The 17,197-nt window shown below is 39.7% G+C and carries 20 protein-coding genes and 1 tRNA gene; 8 read left to right on the forward strand and 13 right to left on the reverse strand.

Annotated features, from left to right (window positions below):
- Positions 1-59 precede the first annotated feature (59 nt).
- From pth to purR, 5 genes are all read right to left on the reverse strand, one after another.
- The gene (gene pth, locus BUC22_RS01950) at positions 60-662 is read right to left on the reverse strand and encodes an aminoacyl-tRNA hydrolase (protein ID WP_073382126.1); all 603 of its coding nucleotides are present in this window, start codon (positions 660-662) and stop codon (positions 60-62) included.
- 6 nt (positions 663-668) lie between these two features.
- Positions 669-1,628: a ribose-phosphate diphosphokinase gene (locus tag BUC22_RS01955; protein WP_013382056.1), complete on the reverse strand. Its 960-nt coding sequence runs from the start codon at positions 1,626-1,628 to the stop codon at positions 669-671.
- 34 nt (positions 1,629-1,662) lie between these two features.
- Positions 1,663-3,045, reverse strand: coding sequence for a bifunctional UDP-N-acetylglucosamine diphosphorylase/glucosamine-1-phosphate N-acetyltransferase GlmU (glmU, locus tag BUC22_RS01960; RefSeq protein ID WP_013382057.1), 1,383 nt, complete (start codon positions 3,043-3,045; stop codon positions 1,663-1,665).
- A 205-nt stretch (positions 3,046-3,250) separates the two neighbouring features.
- Positions 3,251-3,577, reverse strand: a complete 327-nt coding sequence (gene spoVG, locus BUC22_RS01965) for a septation regulator SpoVG (protein WP_013382058.1) — start codon at positions 3,575-3,577, stop codon at positions 3,251-3,253.
- Between the two features lie 136 nt (positions 3,578-3,713).
- Complete coding sequence (gene purR, locus BUC22_RS01970; protein WP_013382059.1) at positions 3,714-4,517, reverse strand: pur operon repressor; 804 nt, start codon at positions 4,515-4,517, stop codon at positions 3,714-3,716.
- 178 nt (positions 4,518-4,695) lie between these two features.
- Between purR and murC the strand changes: the two genes are divergently transcribed.
- From murC to BUC22_RS01990, 4 genes are all read left to right on the forward strand, one after another.
- The gene (murC, locus tag BUC22_RS01975; RefSeq protein ID WP_073382129.1) at positions 4,696-6,111 is read left to right on the forward strand and encodes a UDP-N-acetylmuramate--L-alanine ligase; all 1,416 of its coding nucleotides are present in this window, start codon (positions 4,696-4,698) and stop codon (positions 6,109-6,111) included.
- A 98-nt stretch (positions 6,112-6,209) separates the two neighbouring features.
- On the forward strand, positions 6,210-6,701 hold the full coding sequence (locus BUC22_RS01980; RefSeq protein WP_073382131.1) for a hypothetical protein: 492 nt from the start codon (positions 6,210-6,212) through the stop codon (positions 6,699-6,701).
- Between the two features lie 110 nt (positions 6,702-6,811).
- Positions 6,812-7,684, forward strand: coding sequence for a DUF4190 domain-containing protein (locus BUC22_RS01985; protein WP_073382134.1), 873 nt, complete (start codon positions 6,812-6,814; stop codon positions 7,682-7,684).
- A gap of 18 nt (positions 7,685-7,702) precedes the next feature.
- A complete protein-coding gene (locus BUC22_RS01990; protein WP_154556977.1) occupies positions 7,703-9,040 on the forward strand; it encodes a patatin-like phospholipase family protein in 1,338 nt (445 codons plus the stop codon).
- 32 nt (positions 9,041-9,072) lie between these two features.
- On the opposite strand, the gene BUC22_RS01995 is transcribed toward BUC22_RS01990, so the two are convergent.
- Positions 9,073-10,008 carry a DUF1848 domain-containing protein gene (locus BUC22_RS01995; protein WP_013382064.1) on the reverse strand — a complete coding sequence of 312 codons (936 nt, stop codon included), beginning with the start codon at positions 10,006-10,008 and terminating at the stop codon, positions 9,073-9,075.
- Between the two features lie 182 nt (positions 10,009-10,190).
- On the opposite strand from BUC22_RS01995, the gene BUC22_RS02000 reads away from it, so the two are divergent.
- Positions 10,191-10,436 carry a hypothetical protein gene (locus BUC22_RS02000; RefSeq protein ID WP_073382136.1) on the forward strand — a complete coding sequence of 82 codons (246 nt, stop codon included), beginning with the start codon at positions 10,191-10,193 and terminating at the stop codon, positions 10,434-10,436.
- A 46-nt stretch (positions 10,437-10,482) separates the two neighbouring features.
- Here the strand turns inward: BUC22_RS02000 and BUC22_RS02005 are convergent.
- Positions 10,483-10,558 (reverse strand) — tRNA-Ala (locus tag BUC22_RS02005).
- 137 nt (positions 10,559-10,695) lie between these two features.
- Between BUC22_RS02005 and BUC22_RS02010 the strand changes: the two genes are divergently transcribed.
- Together BUC22_RS02010 and BUC22_RS02015 are read left to right on the forward strand one after the other, a co-directional pair.
- Entirely contained in the window at positions 10,696-11,007 is a 312-nt protein-coding gene (locus BUC22_RS02010; protein WP_013382066.1) for an arsenic metallochaperone ArsD family protein, read from the forward strand.
- 9 nt (positions 11,008-11,016) lie between these two features.
- Positions 11,017-11,586, forward strand: a complete 570-nt coding sequence (locus BUC22_RS02015) for an NUDIX hydrolase (RefSeq protein ID WP_073382139.1) — start codon at positions 11,017-11,019, stop codon at positions 11,584-11,586.
- A 15-nt stretch (positions 11,587-11,601) separates the two neighbouring features.
- Here BUC22_RS02015 and BUC22_RS02020 read toward each other — a convergent pair whose 3' ends face one another.
- From BUC22_RS02020 to BUC22_RS02030, 3 genes are all read right to left on the reverse strand, one after another.
- A complete protein-coding gene (locus BUC22_RS02020) occupies positions 11,602-11,904 on the reverse strand; it encodes a hypothetical protein (RefSeq protein ID WP_013382068.1) in 303 nt (100 codons plus the stop codon).
- Between the two features lie 116 nt (positions 11,905-12,020).
- Positions 12,021-12,560: a rubrerythrin gene (rbr, locus tag BUC22_RS02025; RefSeq protein ID WP_073382178.1), complete on the reverse strand. Its 540-nt coding sequence runs from the start codon at positions 12,558-12,560 to the stop codon at positions 12,021-12,023.
- Positions 12,561-12,677: 117 nt separating this feature from the next.
- Positions 12,678-13,295 (reverse strand): NUDIX hydrolase, encoded by a 618-nt coding sequence (locus BUC22_RS02030; RefSeq protein WP_073382141.1) that lies wholly within the window; start codon positions 13,293-13,295, stop codon positions 12,678-12,680.
- A gap of 161 nt (positions 13,296-13,456) precedes the next feature.
- Between BUC22_RS02030 and BUC22_RS02035 the strand changes: the two genes are divergently transcribed.
- Positions 13,457-13,843 (forward strand): desulfoferrodoxin family protein, encoded by a 387-nt coding sequence (locus tag BUC22_RS02035; RefSeq protein ID WP_058693561.1) that lies wholly within the window; start codon positions 13,457-13,459, stop codon positions 13,841-13,843.
- 45 nt (positions 13,844-13,888) lie between these two features.
- Here BUC22_RS02035 and BUC22_RS02040 read toward each other — a convergent pair whose 3' ends face one another.
- The 3 genes from BUC22_RS02040 to BUC22_RS02050 form a co-directional block, all read right to left on the reverse strand.
- Positions 13,889-14,590: a lysophospholipid acyltransferase family protein gene (locus BUC22_RS02040; RefSeq protein ID WP_073382144.1), complete on the reverse strand. Its 702-nt coding sequence runs from the start codon at positions 14,588-14,590 to the stop codon at positions 13,889-13,891.
- Positions 14,571-15,704 carry a glycosyltransferase gene (locus tag BUC22_RS02045; RefSeq protein ID WP_073382146.1) on the reverse strand — a complete coding sequence of 378 codons (1,134 nt, stop codon included), beginning with the start codon at positions 15,702-15,704 and terminating at the stop codon, positions 14,571-14,573. Before BUC22_RS02045 ends, BUC22_RS02040 begins: the two co-directional genes overlap by 20 nt.
- A gap of 120 nt (positions 15,705-15,824) precedes the next feature.
- On the reverse strand, positions 15,825-17,189 hold the full coding sequence (locus BUC22_RS02050; RefSeq protein WP_227209311.1) for an MATE family efflux transporter: 1,365 nt from the start codon (positions 17,187-17,189) through the stop codon (positions 15,825-15,827).
- Positions 17,190-17,197 lie beyond the last annotated feature (8 nt).

A 17,197-nucleotide genomic window follows, 5' to 3' on the forward strand; every position in this document is an offset into this window, starting at 1 on the left:
TCCTCTCCTTATACAGCACTAGCCCGGATCAAATGACCCGGGCTCTGCACTTATTTATTTTACTGATTCTGAACCTCAGAATCTGTTTTTTCAGCTTTTTCTTTCCGGTTTAAACGGTTCATGGCAAAATCGATATCCTCATTTATATAGAACTCAACCGCTTCTGCCGTTTTTTTTACTGCTTCACGCATTACTTCTGTTTCATCCGGTGTAAATTTACTGAGAACATAGTTTGCCAAATCCCACTGAGGCGGCTTTTTCCCAATTCCTATCCGAATTCTTGGAAAATTTTGATCTTGGAGCTGATAGATAATTGAACGCATACCATTATGTGTTCCTGCACTTCCCTTTTTCCGTATTCTTATTTTACCCGGATCAAGGTCAATATCATCATAAATGACCAGTGTGTTTTCCAGCGGTACATCATAGTAGGATACCAGTTCCTCCACACAGAGACCACTGTTGTTCATGTAAGTCATTGGTTTAACCAGCATTACCTTTTCGCCATTCTCAAAATAAACGCCTGTCAATCCTTCGTGCTCGTCCTTTGTAATCTGAACATTTTTCTGGCCTGCAATATAATCTACCGCCTCGAAGCCAATATTATGACGTGTTAAGGCATACTCTCTGCCTGGATTGCCGAGCCCTATAATCAAATACATGAAAGTTTATACATATCTTTCTGAGAATAATTTGCTCAGAGAACGGCCAAAATGAACGTAATCAATGGCACGGCCAAATAAAGTTCCGGTAGAAAGGATTTTGATTTTATCAATCCGTTTTTCTTCTGGAACCACAAGCGTATCCAAAGTAATCAGCTCTTCAATGGCTGAATTCTGGATTCTGTCAATGGCTGGGCCAGAGAAAACACCGTGGGTACAGGCCGCCCGTACTGATTTTGCTCCCAGCTTCATCAAAGCATCAGCACCTGTGGTAATGGTTCCAGCAGTGTCGATCATATCGTCAATCAGGATACAGTTTTTTCCTTCAACATTACCAATAACGTTCATGACTTCAGTAACATTTGGTCTTGGTCGCTGCTTATCTATAATTGCAAAGGGACATTCCAGCGTTCTTGCCAATTTTCTGGAACGCTTAACACTTCCTGCATCTGGGGATACAACCACCATGTCATCCAGACGAAGATTTTTAAAATATTCAGCGATTAAGCCACCGCCTGATAAATGATCCAAAGGAATATCAAAGAATCCCTGAATCTGATTTGAATGAAGATCCATGGTGATGACACGGTCTGCACCGGCTGTTGTAATCAAATTTGCGACCAGCTTAGCTGTGATCGGATCTCTGGATTTTGCCTTACGATCCTGTCTTGCATAACCGTAATAAGGAATAACCGCGTTGATACGGCCTGCTGAAGCTCTGCGCATCGCATCAATGATAATCAACAGCTCCATCAAGTTATCATTACAAGGATTCCCTGTTGACTGGATAACGTAAACATCTGCTCCGCGAACAGATTCAAATACATTAAGGCCAATTTCTCCGTCACTGAAATGAAGAATATCTGCATTACATAGCTGTACTTCTAAATAGTCTGCGATATCCTCAGCTAATTTTCTGTTGGAATTACCTGCAATGATCTTAATTCCGCCGAATTTTCCATCCATCTTTTTTTGCACCTCATATTTTATTTAAATTTAATTATTTACTTATTTTTTTAATTTTTTTCATCTGAAGGGCATATCCTTCTTTATTTACCTGACGAGCACGTGCAACCGCTAAAGTATCTTTCGGCACATCATTGGTAATGGTTGAGCCTGCTGCTACATAAGAGCCTTCTTTTACGGTTACTGGTGAAACCAGATTGCTGTTGCAGCCGATAAAACAATTATCTTCAACGACCGTGCGATATTTATTAGTACCATCATAGTTTACAAAAACAGTGCCGCAGCCCAAATTAACATTTTTTCCAACCTCAGCATCACCAATGTAGGTTAAATGCGATGCCTTTGCACCATCCTTCATAACAGAATTCTTAACCTCGACAAAATCGCCAACCTTGACATTTTTTCCAATATGGCTGTTGGGACGTAAGTAAGCATAAGGACCCACATGTGTATTCTCATCGACAAAGCTGTCTAATATGGTAGAAATCTGGATGTCTACGCCATCTGCAATGGTGGAATTTACAATACGGCTGTTGTGGCCGATAATACAATTTTCACCAATGACAACCCTGCCTTCTGTGATAACGCCAGGATAAACAACGGTGTCTTTTCCAACCTTTGTCTCTACACTCAGATAAGTGTTTTCAGGATCAATAATGATCGCACCCGCTTCCATCAAAGAACTATTAATTCGGCGGCGCATAATTTTTCCAATTTCAGCCAGCTGGACCTTTGAATTTACAGCCGCTATATCATCCACATCCGGAGTAGGATAGGAACCTACCTTTTTACCCATTCCCCTTAAAATTTCAATGGTGTCGGTGAGATAATATTCACCTTGAACATTATCAGAATTAATTGCCTGCAACGCAGCCTTTAATGCCTGTGCATCAAAACAGTACATTCCAGAATTAATTTCCTTTATACTGCGTTCTTCGTCGGTCGCATCCTTGTGCTCTACGATTTTAATCAGCTCGTCACCTTTTTTGACAATTCTTCCATAACCCGTTGGATCGTCGAAGACAGCGGTCAACACCGTTGCTGAAAAACCGCCATCTTCATGCGCTTTTACAAGCTCTTCCAGCGTCTCTTTACGGACCAGAGGTGCGTCTCCAACTAAAACAAGCACATTGCCATTAAAATTTTCAAAGAACGGCAGCGCCTGAAGAACAGCATGCCCTGTGCCAAGCTGTTCCTTTTGCTCAATCGCTGTAAGATTTTCGGGGAGAGCAGCTTTGACAGTATCTGCTTTATAACCAACAATTACGGCAATATCATCTGCGCCAGCAGCTTCGCTGGCGGAAATGACATAATCCAGCATTGCTTTTCCGCCGACTTCATGAAGGACCTTTGGTTTTTCAGAAACCATCCTTGTCCCATGACCGGCAGCCAAAATCACTGTTTTGGTTGATTTCATTTTTTAATTCTCCAATATTCCAGTTAAAAACCTGAATTTTATATTAACATTCATATAAAGGGACTCTTTACCATGAAAAATAATACCCTTTATCGTGATAAATGTCTACAGCTAATTTACTTTTGTAAACGTCAAAAGAGGGAACCATGTTCCCTCCTCTCAATTTAATGCTTTTCTATTTGTACTAAAATGATTATAGAACCCCTTATTCTTCTGAATCATCTTCAAAATCTACTTCAAGATCAATTTCTTCGGGCTCAGTCTCTTCAGCTTTTTCCAAAACTGCTTTTTCATAGGCTTCCAAAACGATTCCTTGCATTTCCTTGCGGGTACTGGAGGTGATCGGGTGACAGATGTCTTTAAAATCTCCGTCCGGTGTTTTTCTACTAGGCATTGCAATGAAATAACCATTCTGTCCTTCGATTACCTTAATATCATGCACGACAAATTCATCGTCAAATGTAACCGACACAATTCCTCTCATTTTCCCTGTTGGATAAATTTTTCTTACTCTTACGTCTGTAATTACCATAATGTAAGCCTCCCCTTCGATTGTAGTAAATAAAATCACATCTTACTATACCTTTACATTATAGTATCATATTTCGGACAAAATTAAAACAAAAACTTACCCGATTATTTTGTATTCTATCACCATTTTATGGACACTATTTCACGGTCAACTCTACAAGCATTTTTTCTTTGTCATTTAACGAGGTGTGCATGCGCAGCAGTGGTAAATAATTATCTACGAGTTTTTCATTTGGTTCTTCTGTCACAAATATAACACAAGGCCCGATAATGACAGCGCCAACTTCCTCCATTAAATTCATCATTCCCTTTGCAGTTCCCCCGCCTTTCATAAAGTCGTCAATAATTAAGACTTTTTTTCCTTCGAGGTTTATTCTCCGGCTCAGATACATCGTATTAATTTTATTCGTCGAGCCAGAGACATAGTTCATACTCGTCGTAGTGCCCTCTGTCACTTTATTCGACCTTCTGATAACCGTCATGGGAACATTTAAAAACCGGGCGCTCTCAAGAGCTACCGGAATTCCCTTCGTTTCTGTCGTCACAACATACTCTACGCCCTGCTCCAGGTATTTTCCCGCAATAATTTTTCCAAGACGCTGTGCGTAATAAGGGCTGGAAAGGATATCGCTGTAATAGATAAATCCTCCCTGAATTTTACGCTCTGGCTCCATAAGCCTTTCGGCTATCTCTAAGAGGATTGCTCTTTCCTCTTCATCTGAAACGACAGGAAGATATTTAACGCCGCCCGCTGCGCCAGATACTGTTTCAATTTTCCCCATTTTCATCACTTCCACCGCACTTTTCACAATCGCTACGTCTTCACAGACACTTGTTTTAGACGCTTCAAAAAGCTGGCTGAAATAATTATAGGTCAAAACCCTATTGGGGTTGTCTGTCAATATTTTTGTAATTGCACAAACACGTTCATTCTTTTTCATTTATTCACCTATAAAACCCGAACATTTTTTAGTCTATTTATAATTTTATTCATATTCAAAAAAAGTGCAAGTCTTTTTCGCCTTTCCTTAATAAAATTCCTTAATGGTAGGACTTTATCTTAATAAATAGCTATGATATAATTCTTGTAGTCCATGAGAACTATAAGGAGCAAACAAATTGAAAGAAATATTAAAAAAGAAATTCAATCGTCCAATTGAAAAGATATTTTTTATCGGTATCGGAGGCAGCAGCATGAGCGGACTGGCGGGGATGGCCCTGGACCAGGGCTTTAAAGTGGAAGGCTCCGATATGATTGAGTCCTCTTATACCGGAAAACTGAAAGACCGCGATGTCAAAATTCATATCGGACATGATTACAACAATATCCCGGAAGATACGGATATGGTCGTCTATTCAGCAGCAATTCACGAAGATAACCCCGACATGGTTCGCGCTAAAGATCTTGACTTGCCAATAGTCGAACGTTCGGATTATCTCGGACTACTGTCCCTGGCTTTTGATAAAACCATTGGCGTTGCCGGTACACATGGAAAAACAACGACCTCTTCCATGATCGCCGCCTTACTGCACTATGCTGACTTTGATCCGAGTGTCAGTATCGGAGGAAAACTGCCCGAAATTGGTGGTAATGCCTGTCTGGGGGACAGTGACTACTTTGTTATTGAGTCCTGCGAATATGTCGATTCCTTTTTAAAAACATCCCATTATATTGGTATTATTACGAATATTGAAGAGGATCATCTTGATTATTTTACAGAAGGTCTTCCACAAATTAAGGAATCCTTTCACAAATTTGGCGCAATTCTGCCGCCAGATGGTCTTATGATCGCTTATGGTGATTCTCAAGATGTATTGGATACCGTAGAAAGCCTCCGCTGTCCAGTCACCACCTATGGTTTTGAGAAAAAAAATGACTGGACTGCCCATAATATCCAATACGATGTTATGGGAAACCCCTCCTTTGACGCATATCATCACAATGAATTTTATGGCCATTTTAACATGAAGATTCCTGGTGAGCACAATGTATTAAATGCCCTATCCTGCATTGCATGCAGTGAATTTTTAGGTATTGACGAGGCTACTGTCCAAAAAACGCTTGATAATTTTCACGGCGCTAAGAGACGCTTTGAGTTTCGCGGAGAAGTAAACGGCATTAATGTTTATGAAGATTATGCTCACCATCCAACTGAGTTGAAGGTTGTTATTGACGCTTGTCTTAATCATGCGCATAATAATTTGTGGGTTATTTTCCAGCCCCATACCTATTCAAGAACCTTCTATCTTTTTGATGAATTTGTAGATGCTTTTGCGAAAGCAGATTTTATCATTCTCAATGATATTTATTCTGACCGTGAGGGAAATGATTGGGACATCTATTCTGAAGATCTGGCGAAACGAATTAAGGAAAAATATCATATTCCCACCATTGTTATGTCAGAATTTAACACCATTGTAAAATATCTGTCAGACAATCTGGAATCTGATGATTTAGTCCTTGTCGCTGGCTCTCAAACCATCAATAAGGTTGCCTATATGCTGGTTGATGCATTAAAAGAAAAATATGAATAGATAATTCGAGAAAATGATACAAAAAATTGACAACTCATCCTTTGTAATTTTGTTTCATCTAGGATACAATGATACGGTTAATAAAGGAGGTGTTGAACATGCTTGAAACTTCGCTCATCGCCAGTTTAGTGGCATTTGTGGCAGGGCTCGGTATCCTTACCGTCCTATTTATCTGCCTTATACCAATCGCTCTGTACCTTTTCTCGAGCTTTGGGCTCTATACCATGGCTTTGAAAAAAAATATCGAGTATCCGTGGTTAGCGTGGATTCCGATTATTAAGCTCTTTATATTAGGCGAAATCATCGGTGAAAAAGTGACAATCAGCTCGCTTAAAATCCCTTATGCACAAGTGATTTTACCCGTTGCGTCTATCTGCAGCGGCGCTTTAATTGCAATCCCTTTTTTCGGCTGGATTATTGGAATTGCAATTGCTGTGTACAATTATGCAGCATACTACCGATTATATAAATTATATTATTCAGATTCTGCAGTACTGTTTCTTGTACTCAGTATCATTTTCCCTTTTATGCTTTCGATTTTTCCTTTTGTCATTCGTAACAGGGACCCCTATGAGTATAGCTTTTCTTAAAAAAATGTGAATATCTCAGTGGAAATCCTCTGGGTATTCACATTATTTTTTGCATTCATCTTCAAAATACATTACAATAAACTAAACACCTATTTAAAGGAGGTTCACCAATGGATTACTATTATGATTACTACGATTTCGGTGATTCTTTTTACAATTATGATGCTCTCGGTGCTTTTATTGGCATTATCATTGTAATCTGTCTTTGTATTATAATATTTGCATGTATTTTTGCCATTATCGCCTATATTTTTAAAGGGATAAGCCTCTATACACTTGCCAAAAAAAGAAATCTGCGCTATCCATGGATTTCCTGGATTCCCATGGCTAACCGGTATCTGCTGGGCGCACTCATTAACGATCAAGTGTCTATCGGTTCACTTCATATCCCCTATGCTGCCATTATACTGCCCCTTTTATCCGGTGTATCCACACTTTTAAGCAATACCGTAACATTGATTCCTTTTGTCGGGTGGATCTTTCTGTTTGTCGCTGGTATTCTGATCGCTATCTATGAATATTCAGCTTATTACTGGCTTTACCGAATTTATAACCCTAAAAACGCAACGCTTTATCTGGTACTGAGCATTATTTTTCCGGTCACCATTCCGTTTTTCTGGTTCTCCTTGAGAGATAGAGCTCCAGATTATACTGATATTCCAATAACAAGACCCTGTGGTCAAAATCCCCGGGCTGTTTTGTCCTTTTGCTTCGGGATTCTTTCTATGCTTTCCAGCTTTGCCGGCAGTGGTTTGTGGGTTGGTGTTTGTGCGGTTATTTTTGGCATCCTGTCTTATCAGGAATTAAAAAGGGAAAACGCCCCTGCTTTGTTCGCCATTCTTGGGATTATTTTTGGCGCGCTTGGTATCATCATGATCTTTCTACTTCCAGTAATCGGCCTGGCTGTTTTTCAAGGCCATAGCTTGATTAACCGGATTACTAACAGCCTGTATACCAACAGCACCCGTTACCCTTTTTTATAGCAGAACAGGAGTATCAGCATGAAAAAATATGGTTTAGTCCTTAGCGGCGGCGGAACAAAAGGTGCTTTTGAAATTGGCGTTTGGCAGGCTCTCCGCGAAATGAAAATTCACACGCCCTGTGTGATTGGAACCTCTGTGGGGGCATTAAACGCTGCAGTTATCGCCCAAAACGACTTTGACAAGGCGCTTGACTTCTGGTCAAATCTGACCATTAATCAAGTTCTCAACCTTAACACACACATGACCAATAAATATGTTGAGCAATGGTCCAAAACGAGTTTTGACTTTTTTAGATTATCTTTTTTAAATGATTTGTTTCATGGCGGATTTGACATTACCCCTTTACGTGAAAATCTTCAAAATCTTATATCTGAAGACACGATTCGCAAATCCTCAATACGTCTTGGACTTGTAACTGTCCGTTTGAATACACTTTCACCCATCAAATTGATGATTGAAGACATTCCTGAAGGGCAGTTGCTTGATTATTTGCTCGCCAGTGCTGCCTTCCCGGTTTTCCAGAAGCAGGAAATTGATGGCACCACCTATCTTGACGGCGGTTTTTATGATAATGTTCCCATAAATTTTATGGCCGAAAATGGCTATAATGATATTATTTCTGTTGAATTTCCAGCTCTTGGCGTTAAACAGAAAATAAGAAATAAAGATATCAACCTCAAGGTCATCAATAATTCTGAATATCTTGGTATGACGCTTGAATTTGATCAAAAAACAATCCTTAACAACATTACAATGGGTCATCTCGACTGTTTAAAGACTTTTAAAGCGGCAAAAGGAAAATTTTATTACTTTGATATGAGCCGCCAGCGAAAGCTCTATGACCGGCTTGACCGCTTTATTGGAACACCTCTACAAGACGAAATTTCCCGTGAAAAGGTAGCCCATCTGCTTAGTATCCCTGCCGATTCAGATAAACCGTCAATTTTAGCGGCCATTAACGCCATCATTCGAAGCACAAATTATCCTGAGGATGAACCGCTTCTGATGACATTGTTAGAAATTGCTGGTAAATCACTGGGGGTAAAAAGATTGGAATATTACACAATGGATCAGTATCTGCCAGCCTTACTCAATGCTCTTAATGCGTTGACCAAAGCCAACCTGTCCTTGATCAAAAAAGAAAGCACCATCAAAGATGCTTTTAAAGACTGCCCCATCGACTATAAACCAACAACCATTCTTGATTTTATCACCTTCTATGTTTTGTTTGTAGGCGCAAGACAGGATATGCCACTTTTTCGCTTAAATGCTCTTATAAAAAAATTCACTCCAGAGTTTGTGCTCTCAATTCTGCTGTTAATTTATATCCATCAAATGATAAAAACGCCAACCTAAAAAACCTCTGCGCAAGCCAGCGCAGAGGTTTTTTAATTGATCAAAAATCTCATCTGATAATCTTTATCAGACGATACGATTCGCTCCTTAATAATATCATCCGCCTCCACATCCCCAATGATTAAGGGGCTTTCGGGATGATGGTGTTTTTGATGATATAACAGCTTTCTTTTACTGTGGTTAGCATAACAATAAAGGCAACCATTACCGCAGGTATCATACATTCCTATATCAATGCTCTCCATACATCGGCATTCCGGCCTCTGTCCCGGATCCTTCCCCAGAGTTATGGGATATCCCTGTATCCGCTCAAAAATGGTCTTATCGATGCAGCAAGCCATTTTGACCCCTTCAGGTTTTTGTCTGTCTGTACATATTTCCAAATCAATATGATATTTTTGAGCAATGTCTGCAAATTTATGGATCAAATCGATTTTCTCCGTATCTGTTTTGTCTGTTAGCCCGAGACCACGCATGTTTTGTCTCGTATCCTCATAATAATCCAAAAAGCTTACAATACAACGTCTCGTATAACCACTCAGCCTCTTTGCCAGTTTTTCAAAATAGTAAAGATGATATGCCGCGGTGTATTTGTTTGTAAAAACAATTGGGTTATAACGCCAGATTACTCTGTCATTTCCTAATCGATTTGACATTTTTTTAAATCCCGGAATTAAAATGTCGTTTTTCGAAGGAATGTGTGGCTCAATATCTTTTCCATAAGGATTTACCGTCCAATGAAAATAAAAAGGAAATGTCCCTAATCGGTTTAGTTTGGGAAGCATCGGAACAGCATTTTTAGTCCAGAAAACAATTCCGTCAATGACTTCAGGCATCAGACTGATTTTTGAAATCAATTTGGAATTAAAAGGATTTCGAACATAAACATACTCTTCTTCAAGTCTTTTAAGGAACCACTCTGAGAAAAAAGCAGGAATATCTGTCCTACGGCTGGCACTGATAATCATAACATCCTCCTCCACACTTGGTTAATTCTTAATTTCGCTTAAATGGGTTAATCTTGTTATAAACAGGATATAAAGTATAACAAGACGCTTATGCTCTCCGAATCAATTTTGATTATCTTACCGCACAAAACCCATAATTAGCTTAAAACAGACGATTTAAACTTGAAAGGAGAATGGAGAAAATGCAATACCGAAAATTATCGCCTAGTGCCCAAGACTATGCTAAAAAATTATACCTTGAATATAGAGATCGTATTAAAGAAAATGTACCTGATGATAAAGCGGCCATTATTAATATCGCCACTGATTCACACACACTTAACTACATTGATGAATTACAGGACTTCTTCCATTTTAAAGTAAATAAAGGCAATGTCATCATCAATCAATTTTTTGTCGATCAGATGACCCGCTTTTGTAAATGGTAATATCAAAAAATAAAAAAACCGTCTGTGACGGTTCTAAAAAACAAAATGGTGGAGACAAGGGGACTTGAACCCCTGACCTTCTGACTGCCAGTCAGACGCGCTCCCAACTGCGCCATGCCCCCATAAGCTGACTATGCTATAATACAATACTTGATTATTTTTGTCAATGACTTTTTTAGAAAAAACGATTATTTCCTCTTAACAATTTTAAAAAAATGGTTTAAAATAGAACCATACTAAATTATACAGGAGAAATCAAATGGCTAAAATAGAAATTTTTGAACCTGAATTAACTTGTGTTGATGGTGTCTGCCAAATGGGAGAAAACGCTGATCTGGCACGGATTAATGATATGGTCGCTTCTTTTGCGGATGATGGCTGGGATATTGTAAGACATAACCTCACAATGGACCCCAGTGCATTTGTGGAAAACCGTACAATCGGAACCTTATTGGTAGAAAAGGGAAACAGCGTTCTGCCGGTTACTTTGGTGAACGGCAAAATTGTTAAAATGCGGGAGTATCCCTCTGCCCTTGAGTTTGTAAAATGGTTCTCCGGCGAAACCAACTGATCTAACAAGATGGATTTTAAAAATCTTTATCAACAAATAAGGGAATTTATCCCCAACACTGAACAGGAATTTGCTGACAAAAAAATCTTTATAAGCTTAATGGAAAAATATCCGGACACGATTCTGACAAGAAAAAATCCTGTGGCACATCTAACAGGCTCAGGTTTTATTCTTAATCCGGGCCGCGACAAGTGCTTGATGGTCTTTCATAATCTTTACAGGTCGTGGTCCTGGAGCGGCGGCCACGCTGATGGGTGTGCTGATCTTTTATCTGTAGCGATTAGAGAAGCAGAGGAAGAAACTGGCATCACAAATTTAAAACCTATTTCAGAAAAAATAATCAGCCTGGATGTTTTACCTGTTTTTGGCCACTTCAAAAATCGAAGCTACGTCAGCACACATCTTCATTTGTCGATTGCTTTTTCACTCACTGCTGATGATCGTCTTCCATTAACCAACAAGCCTGATGAAAACAGTGCTGTCGCATGGCTTCCTCTTGAAAGCATCGAAAAATACAGCAGTGAAGAGCACATGCTCCCCATTTACCAAAAAATAATAAAAAGGACGAAGACTCTCTAGGCTCGTCCTTTTATTTTATTCCAGAACCCTCAACCGTGCTCTTGTCAGTTCCTTTGGGTCTCCATCCTCTACCTCTACAAAAAGCTCACGCATCATGTAAAGAAGCGGACTGGATTCATTCAAAACAAGCAGTTCATTTCCGTCAACATAGAAATGAAGGGTCCGGTTGCTCTCCCGGTAAGTGATAAAGGCGGTATCCGTAATTGTCATACCATATTCGACCACCTCTCCGGCCGGTGTTTCCATATTAACATCACGACAAAGATTTAAAGTTCCTACAATATCTAAAAACAAGGTTTTAATTTCCGACTCAGTCATTAAATAACTCCTCCAAGGTTTTCTCGTTTTTATTATACCATACTATACTCTTTTAAAAATAAAAATCTCCCGAATACTTCGGGAGATTTTGTATAAAATCCGTCTGATTGTTCCTCTTAGTAATTTTCAGATAAAATCTGGAAATCCGCTCCACTTGTCTTGCATACCGGACACATTTTTAAAGCTTTTGTGCCTTCATAAACGTAACCGCACTTCATACACTGCCAGAGCACTTTATCTGATTTTTCAAAAACAGTTCCTTCTTCAACATTGCTTAATAATTTTAAATAACGCTGTTCGTGACGGTTTTCAATATTAGCAATCGCTTCGAATAAAAAGGCAATTTTATCAAAGCCTTCTTCCTTTGCTTCTTTAGCAAAAGTAGCATACATATCGGTCCATTCATAGTTTTCGCCTGCTGCTGCGTCTTTTAAGTTTGTAGCTGTATCTGGGATTTCATCGCCGTGTACAATTTTAAACCACAATTTTGCATGTTCTTTTTCATTTGTAGCTGTTTCTTCAAATAATTCGGCAATCTGGCTGTAGCCTTCTTCTCTGGCTTTTTCTGCATAATAAGTATATTTATTGCGGGCCTGTGATTCACCTGCAAAGGCAGTTAATAAATTCGCTTCAGTTTTTGATCCTTTTAATTCCATGTTCAAAATACCTCTCTTGAATCTTATAAATTTTATTTAATCCTAACGTTCCTTAATTCGGAACGATTATAATATAACAATTATCAAACAAATTGTCAAGGATAATTTTGAAAAAAGTTAATCAATAATTGGAATAAAAGCATTGTCCTGTGACGCCTCGTAGCAAAGCTCAATCAACGTTTCCGTCGTACGGCCTCTTGATAATTCGGGCAAATGGTTCAAATCAAAATACCGGGCATCTTCAGTCTCGATATTCTTCTGGAATGCACCATCAATGACATCACACAGCATAACGGTTTTGTAAATGGCAAAAGGATTGGGCAGATCAACATTTTTTGCCCAGTCAAATACGCCGACCAATTTTTTAGCGACCACATGCAGGCCAGCCTCCTCACGGGCTTCCTTCTCAATATTTTCTTTAACAGACAACCCTATATCTGCCCAGCCGCCTGGCATTGACCAGCAGCCGTCAATACTTTCCTTTACCAGAAGAATTGTATCTTGTTTAAAAATCGCACCCCGCACATCAACCTTTGGCGTCTGGTATCCTGTTTCAAAGCAAAACAGGTCTCTTATTTTTTCCTCACCTGCATCGGTATAATTATTTAAAATATCAACAGACATCTCTCGAATCTGTTCAAAACGTTCTCTGTCGTATTTATTTGTAGAGTAAGTCAAACCAGCCTGCGCAATTGACTGAAGCTGCTTTGCCCACGCCAACCATTTCTTTTCCATAGTTATTCCTTTCTTGATATTATTCTAATTTCAAACAAAATTTTATAGGCATTTTCCGTTTAAAGTTTAAAAATTGTGGTATAATTAATTATATCATTAAGCGGATAAGTGGGTTACACGGACTGCTCAAAATTATATTTGGACTATAGGAGGTCTTTATTATGTGCAAAAAACCAAAATTTTATATCTGTAGACATTGCGGCAACATCTTTGGTGTTGTTGAAGACAGCGGCGTAACACCGGTTTGCTGTGGTGATCCGATGGAAGTTTTAACTCCTAATACCGTCGATGCAGCTCAGGAAAAACACGTTCCAGTAATTAAAATTGATGGAAATACCGTCACTGTTGAAGTCGGCAGTGTTCCACATCCAATGCTCGAAGAACATCATATCGCCTGGATTTATCTTGAAACCAAAGAAGGCGGCCAGCGTAAATGTCTGGAAATCGGCGGCGAGCCAAAAGCTGTTTTCGCTTTAACACCTGGTGATGAAGTGATCGCTGCATATGAATATTGTAACCTACATGGATTATGGATGGCAACTGTTTAATCCATATTCAGGCAAAAAGCAAAACCCCGGAGAACTTCTCCGGGGTTATTTTTTTTCAAAAGCTTTTTGCATTTCTAAACGGCATTTTTCCAAAAGACGCTGGATTTCATGGCTTCTTTTATTGTTAACATCTGGATAAACCGGTTTTAAAATTTCTAAATGCAGGAACGGCTTTTTCCGAAACAGGCTTCTTACCCCATTTACAGATCTGTAAGTCAATATCATAGGTACCAGTGGAACCTCTGCGTCATACGCAAACGTAAATGCACCCTTTTGAAAAGGCCGTAAAGTAGGGCAATACACTTCCAGACTCCCTTCCGGAAAAAGATGGACGGCATCCCCCTGCCTCAAAGTTGCCTCTATTTCTTCCATAAAGCCCCTGAATTCGGAAAGCTTTTCTGGAATCGGTATTCCACCCAGGTCATCAACCAAATGCCCCACAAAGGGCATTTTCAGATTTTCATCCAAGGTTGGAAAATACATCCGATGCTGCCTGCAAACACCGGCTACCATCGTGCAGTCCAGCGTATGAACATGGTTGCAGATTGTTACCATCCCGCCGCTGACATCAGCCAAATTATCCTCTCCTGAGACCGTGAGACCAAACATCAGGCGATTATATAAAGGCAGCAGGGTCAACGCTATTTTTCTTAAAGCAAAACGATTCTCAAAGTGGCGTTTATCTTCATTGCGTTCAATAATAACATTTTCGCCCAAATTTTCAGCCTCATATTGCGCCATACTCATCAATAGCCTCCCTGAACAATTCTTCCATCCTATAAACGCAGTCCTCTATATTATATTGCTTACCGTACGCTGCGTATTCTTTTTCTAAACCCCTTTTTTCTTTAGGATGTTCAATAAAATAATCAATTTTATCAGCCAGATCGTAAGGGTCACCTGCATTAAAGAGACATCGGTCATTTAAAGCAAATTGAGGGGTTGCTGATTTAGGACTGTTGGAGATAACCGGAACCAGTCCGCTGCAAAATGCTTCAATACAGGAGATCGCCTCACTTTCGGCATCTGCTGTATGGACATAAAGATCGCTCATTGCAATGATATCACGCAGCTTTTTCTTGTCAAAAAAATCAATAAGAACCTTGTTTGGCAGTTTTTTTCCAACTTTTTCGTAAAACTTTTTCTTTGGTCCTTGTCCTGCTAATATCAAGCATATCTGGTCCCTGTATTTAGATAACCCTGCTGCTTCTATGAGCAGATCCTGCCTTTTTTCATTGGCCAGTCGCCCAACCATTAAAATCACAAACTTACCCCTGAGCAACGGAATCTTATCAATCTTACGGTAATAGAAATCCGGGTCGACACCATTTGAGATGACATGCAGCTTTGCCGTATAACCATTTTTACGCAGTTCTTCTGCGATAAAGTTACTGGGACAGTGAATATGTGAAAATTGGTTATAAAAAATATTTTTGAAGCCCTGATACAAGGCTGTATTAATTTTTTCCACCTTATTAATTTTCAGCGTATAGGTAATATTTTCCGGTTGTACATGAAAGGCCGCTGTTGCGGGGACAGACAGCTCCTTTGCGATTTTAGCGCCCTGGATCGAAAGTGGAAAAGGCATTAAAAAATGGACAATATCCGCCCATGTAATGGCCTTTTTCAAAACTTCCCTGCTGGGCTTAGCCAATGTCATACCCTGATTCTGAATAATCTGTTTGACAACAGGGGGAAAATGATATGAACGCACCGCGTATTTGTCAGGACTTTCCTTTCCTGTACTGACAATTCTCACTTCATGCCCATGATTTTTCAGTGATTCTGAAAAACGGACTGCTGACATCGTGGTGCCATTGTTGGTATGATCAAATTGGTCCATAACTAATAAAATTTTCATTGATTTCCTCCTCGTATACTTAAATTATACCCAAAGCCGAATATTTTTGTACAGTGACAATTCCTTTATTTTGTACAAAAATAAAAAAGGATGCACTTTAGCATCCCTCAACGTATCATTTTACCAGCGGTCTAAAACTTTCTTTTTATAATGCCGGTACACGATAACTTCAAAAACAAGACAGGCAATCTCAGAAACGATAAAACCATACCAAACCGTATCCAAACCTCCGATTAAGGAGAATAGATAGGAAAAGGGCAGTAAGAAAATCATCTGTCTCAAAAAAGAGGAAATCATACTGAGATAGGATTTTCCCATCGCCTGAAAAGAAGTACTTAGCATAATGGATATCCCCGCGAGCGGAAATGCAAGGCTTATTGCTCTGAAACAATTAATCCCAATCGCCGTCATTTCTTCCGATGCATTGAAAAGCATAAAAATCTGGGCTGGGAAAAGCTGGAACAAAAGAACCCCAACAAACATAATGACCAAGCTCGTCAGAATAGAGACTTTTAATGTCTCTTTGAACCGCTTTGCATTCTGAGCTCCGTAATTATATCCAAAAATTGGCATCGCTCCTTGTCCAAGGCCAAAAATCGGCATAAAAATGAAGGATTGCACTTTAAAATAAACACCAAAAACCGCTACAGCGGTCATACCATATCCAGCTAAAATCAGGTTGTAGCCCGTCACCATGAAAGAACCAATTCCCTGCATGATCGCAGACGGAAGCCCTACCACAGCAATATCCTTCATGATAGCCCCGCGGTATTTAAAAGAACGAAAATGAAGCTTTAGAAGGTTTTTTTTCCGCTTCAGGACCACAATCAAAATATAGACCATTGCAATGATCTGGCCTGTAACCGTTGCGATGGCGGCTCCTGTAACACCCAGAGCCGGAAATCCCAAAAGCCCGAAAATCATAATCGGATCCAGAATAATATTCGTGATTGCCCCGATCAGCTGACCGATCATTGGCTGAATCATATCGCCGGAGCCCTGCAGTGTGCTGAAACCAGCCTGCGTAATAATGCTTCCAAAGCTGAAAATTGTAACGATCAGCAGATAATCTGTACATCCCTTAATAATTTCCGGATTATCCGTAAACATTTTTACAAAAATATTCGAAAAAACAGCGCCTAAAACGGCTGCGGCTAAAGATAAAATCACTGCGACCAGAAAGCCATGTTCCGCTACCATTTCTGCCTCGCGGTGTTTTTTTTCACCAAGGCGTCTGGAAATACCGGAATTAATCCCTACACCCATACCTACAAAGCAGGATACAATCAGCATCTGCACCGGAAACGCCAGAGAAACAGCAGTGAGAGCATTTTCCCCTGTCTGCGCGACAAAGACGCTGTCTACGATGTTGTACATCGCCTGTACAAACATTGAGATAATTGCCGGCAGAGCCATACTAAAAAGTAATTGGGGGATATGCATCGTCCCCATCTTGTTTTCATGCTGTAACTGTTGTTCTTCCACCAAAACAC

It is taken from the genome of Eubacterium callanderi, from assembly GCF_900142645.1.
Lineage (GTDB): Bacteria > Bacillota > Clostridia > Eubacteriales > Eubacteriaceae > Eubacterium > Eubacterium callanderi.

Bases quoted from the DNA above. Each gene is read 5' to 3' on its own strand.
- pth (WP_073382126.1), bottom strand. From the start codon at position 662: ATGTATTTGATTATAGGGCTCGGCAATCCAGGCAGAGAGTATGCCTTA.
- BUC22_RS02030 (WP_073382141.1), bottom strand. From the start codon at position 13,295: ATGGAAAAGAAATGGTTGGCGTGGGCAAAGCAGCTTCAGTCAATTGCG.
- BUC22_RS01990 (WP_154556977.1), top strand. From the start codon at position 7,703: ATGAAAAAATATGGTTTAGTCCTTAGCGGCGGCGGAACAAAAGGTGCT.
- BUC22_RS02015 (WP_073382139.1), top strand. From the start codon at position 11,017: ATGGATTTTAAAAATCTTTATCAACAAATAAGGGAATTTATCCCCAAC.
- BUC22_RS02000 (WP_073382136.1), top strand. From the start codon at position 10,191: ATGCAATACCGAAAATTATCGCCTAGTGCCCAAGACTATGCTAAAAAA.
- BUC22_RS01980 (WP_073382131.1), top strand. From the start codon at position 6,210: ATGCTTGAAACTTCGCTCATCGCCAGTTTAGTGGCATTTGTGGCAGGG.
- BUC22_RS01985 (WP_073382134.1), top strand. From the start codon at position 6,812: ATGGATTACTATTATGATTACTACGATTTCGGTGATTCTTTTTACAAT.
- BUC22_RS02035 (WP_058693561.1), top strand. From the start codon at position 13,457: ATGTGCAAAAAACCAAAATTTTATATCTGTAGACATTGCGGCAACATC.
- BUC22_RS02040 (WP_073382144.1), bottom strand. From the start codon at position 14,590: ATGAGTATGGCGCAATATGAGGCTGAAAATTTGGGCGAAAATGTTATT.
- spoVG (WP_013382058.1), bottom strand. From the start codon at position 3,577: ATGGTAATTACAGACGTAAGAGTAAGAAAAATTTATCCAACAGGGAAA.
- glmU (WP_013382057.1), bottom strand. From the start codon at position 3,045: ATGAAATCAACCAAAACAGTGATTTTGGCTGCCGGTCATGGGACAAGG.
- purR (WP_013382059.1), bottom strand. From the start codon at position 4,517: ATGAAAAAGAATGAACGTGTTTGTGCAATTACAAAAATATTGACAGAC.
- BUC22_RS02010 (WP_013382066.1), top strand. From the start codon at position 10,696: ATGGCTAAAATAGAAATTTTTGAACCTGAATTAACTTGTGTTGATGGT.
- BUC22_RS01955 (WP_013382056.1), bottom strand. From the start codon at position 1,628: ATGGATGGAAAATTCGGCGGAATTAAGATCATTGCAGGTAATTCCAAC.
- BUC22_RS01995 (WP_013382064.1), bottom strand. From the start codon at position 10,008: ATGATTATCAGTGCCAGCCGTAGGACAGATATTCCTGCTTTTTTCTCA.
- rbr (WP_073382178.1), bottom strand. From the start codon at position 12,560: ATGGAATTAAAAGGATCAAAAACTGAAGCGAATTTATTAACTGCCTTT.
- BUC22_RS02045 (WP_073382146.1), bottom strand. From the start codon at position 15,704: ATGAAAATTTTATTAGTTATGGACCAATTTGATCATACCAACAATGGC.
- BUC22_RS02020 (WP_013382068.1), bottom strand. From the start codon at position 11,904: ATGACTGAGTCGGAAATTAAAACCTTGTTTTTAGATATTGTAGGAACT.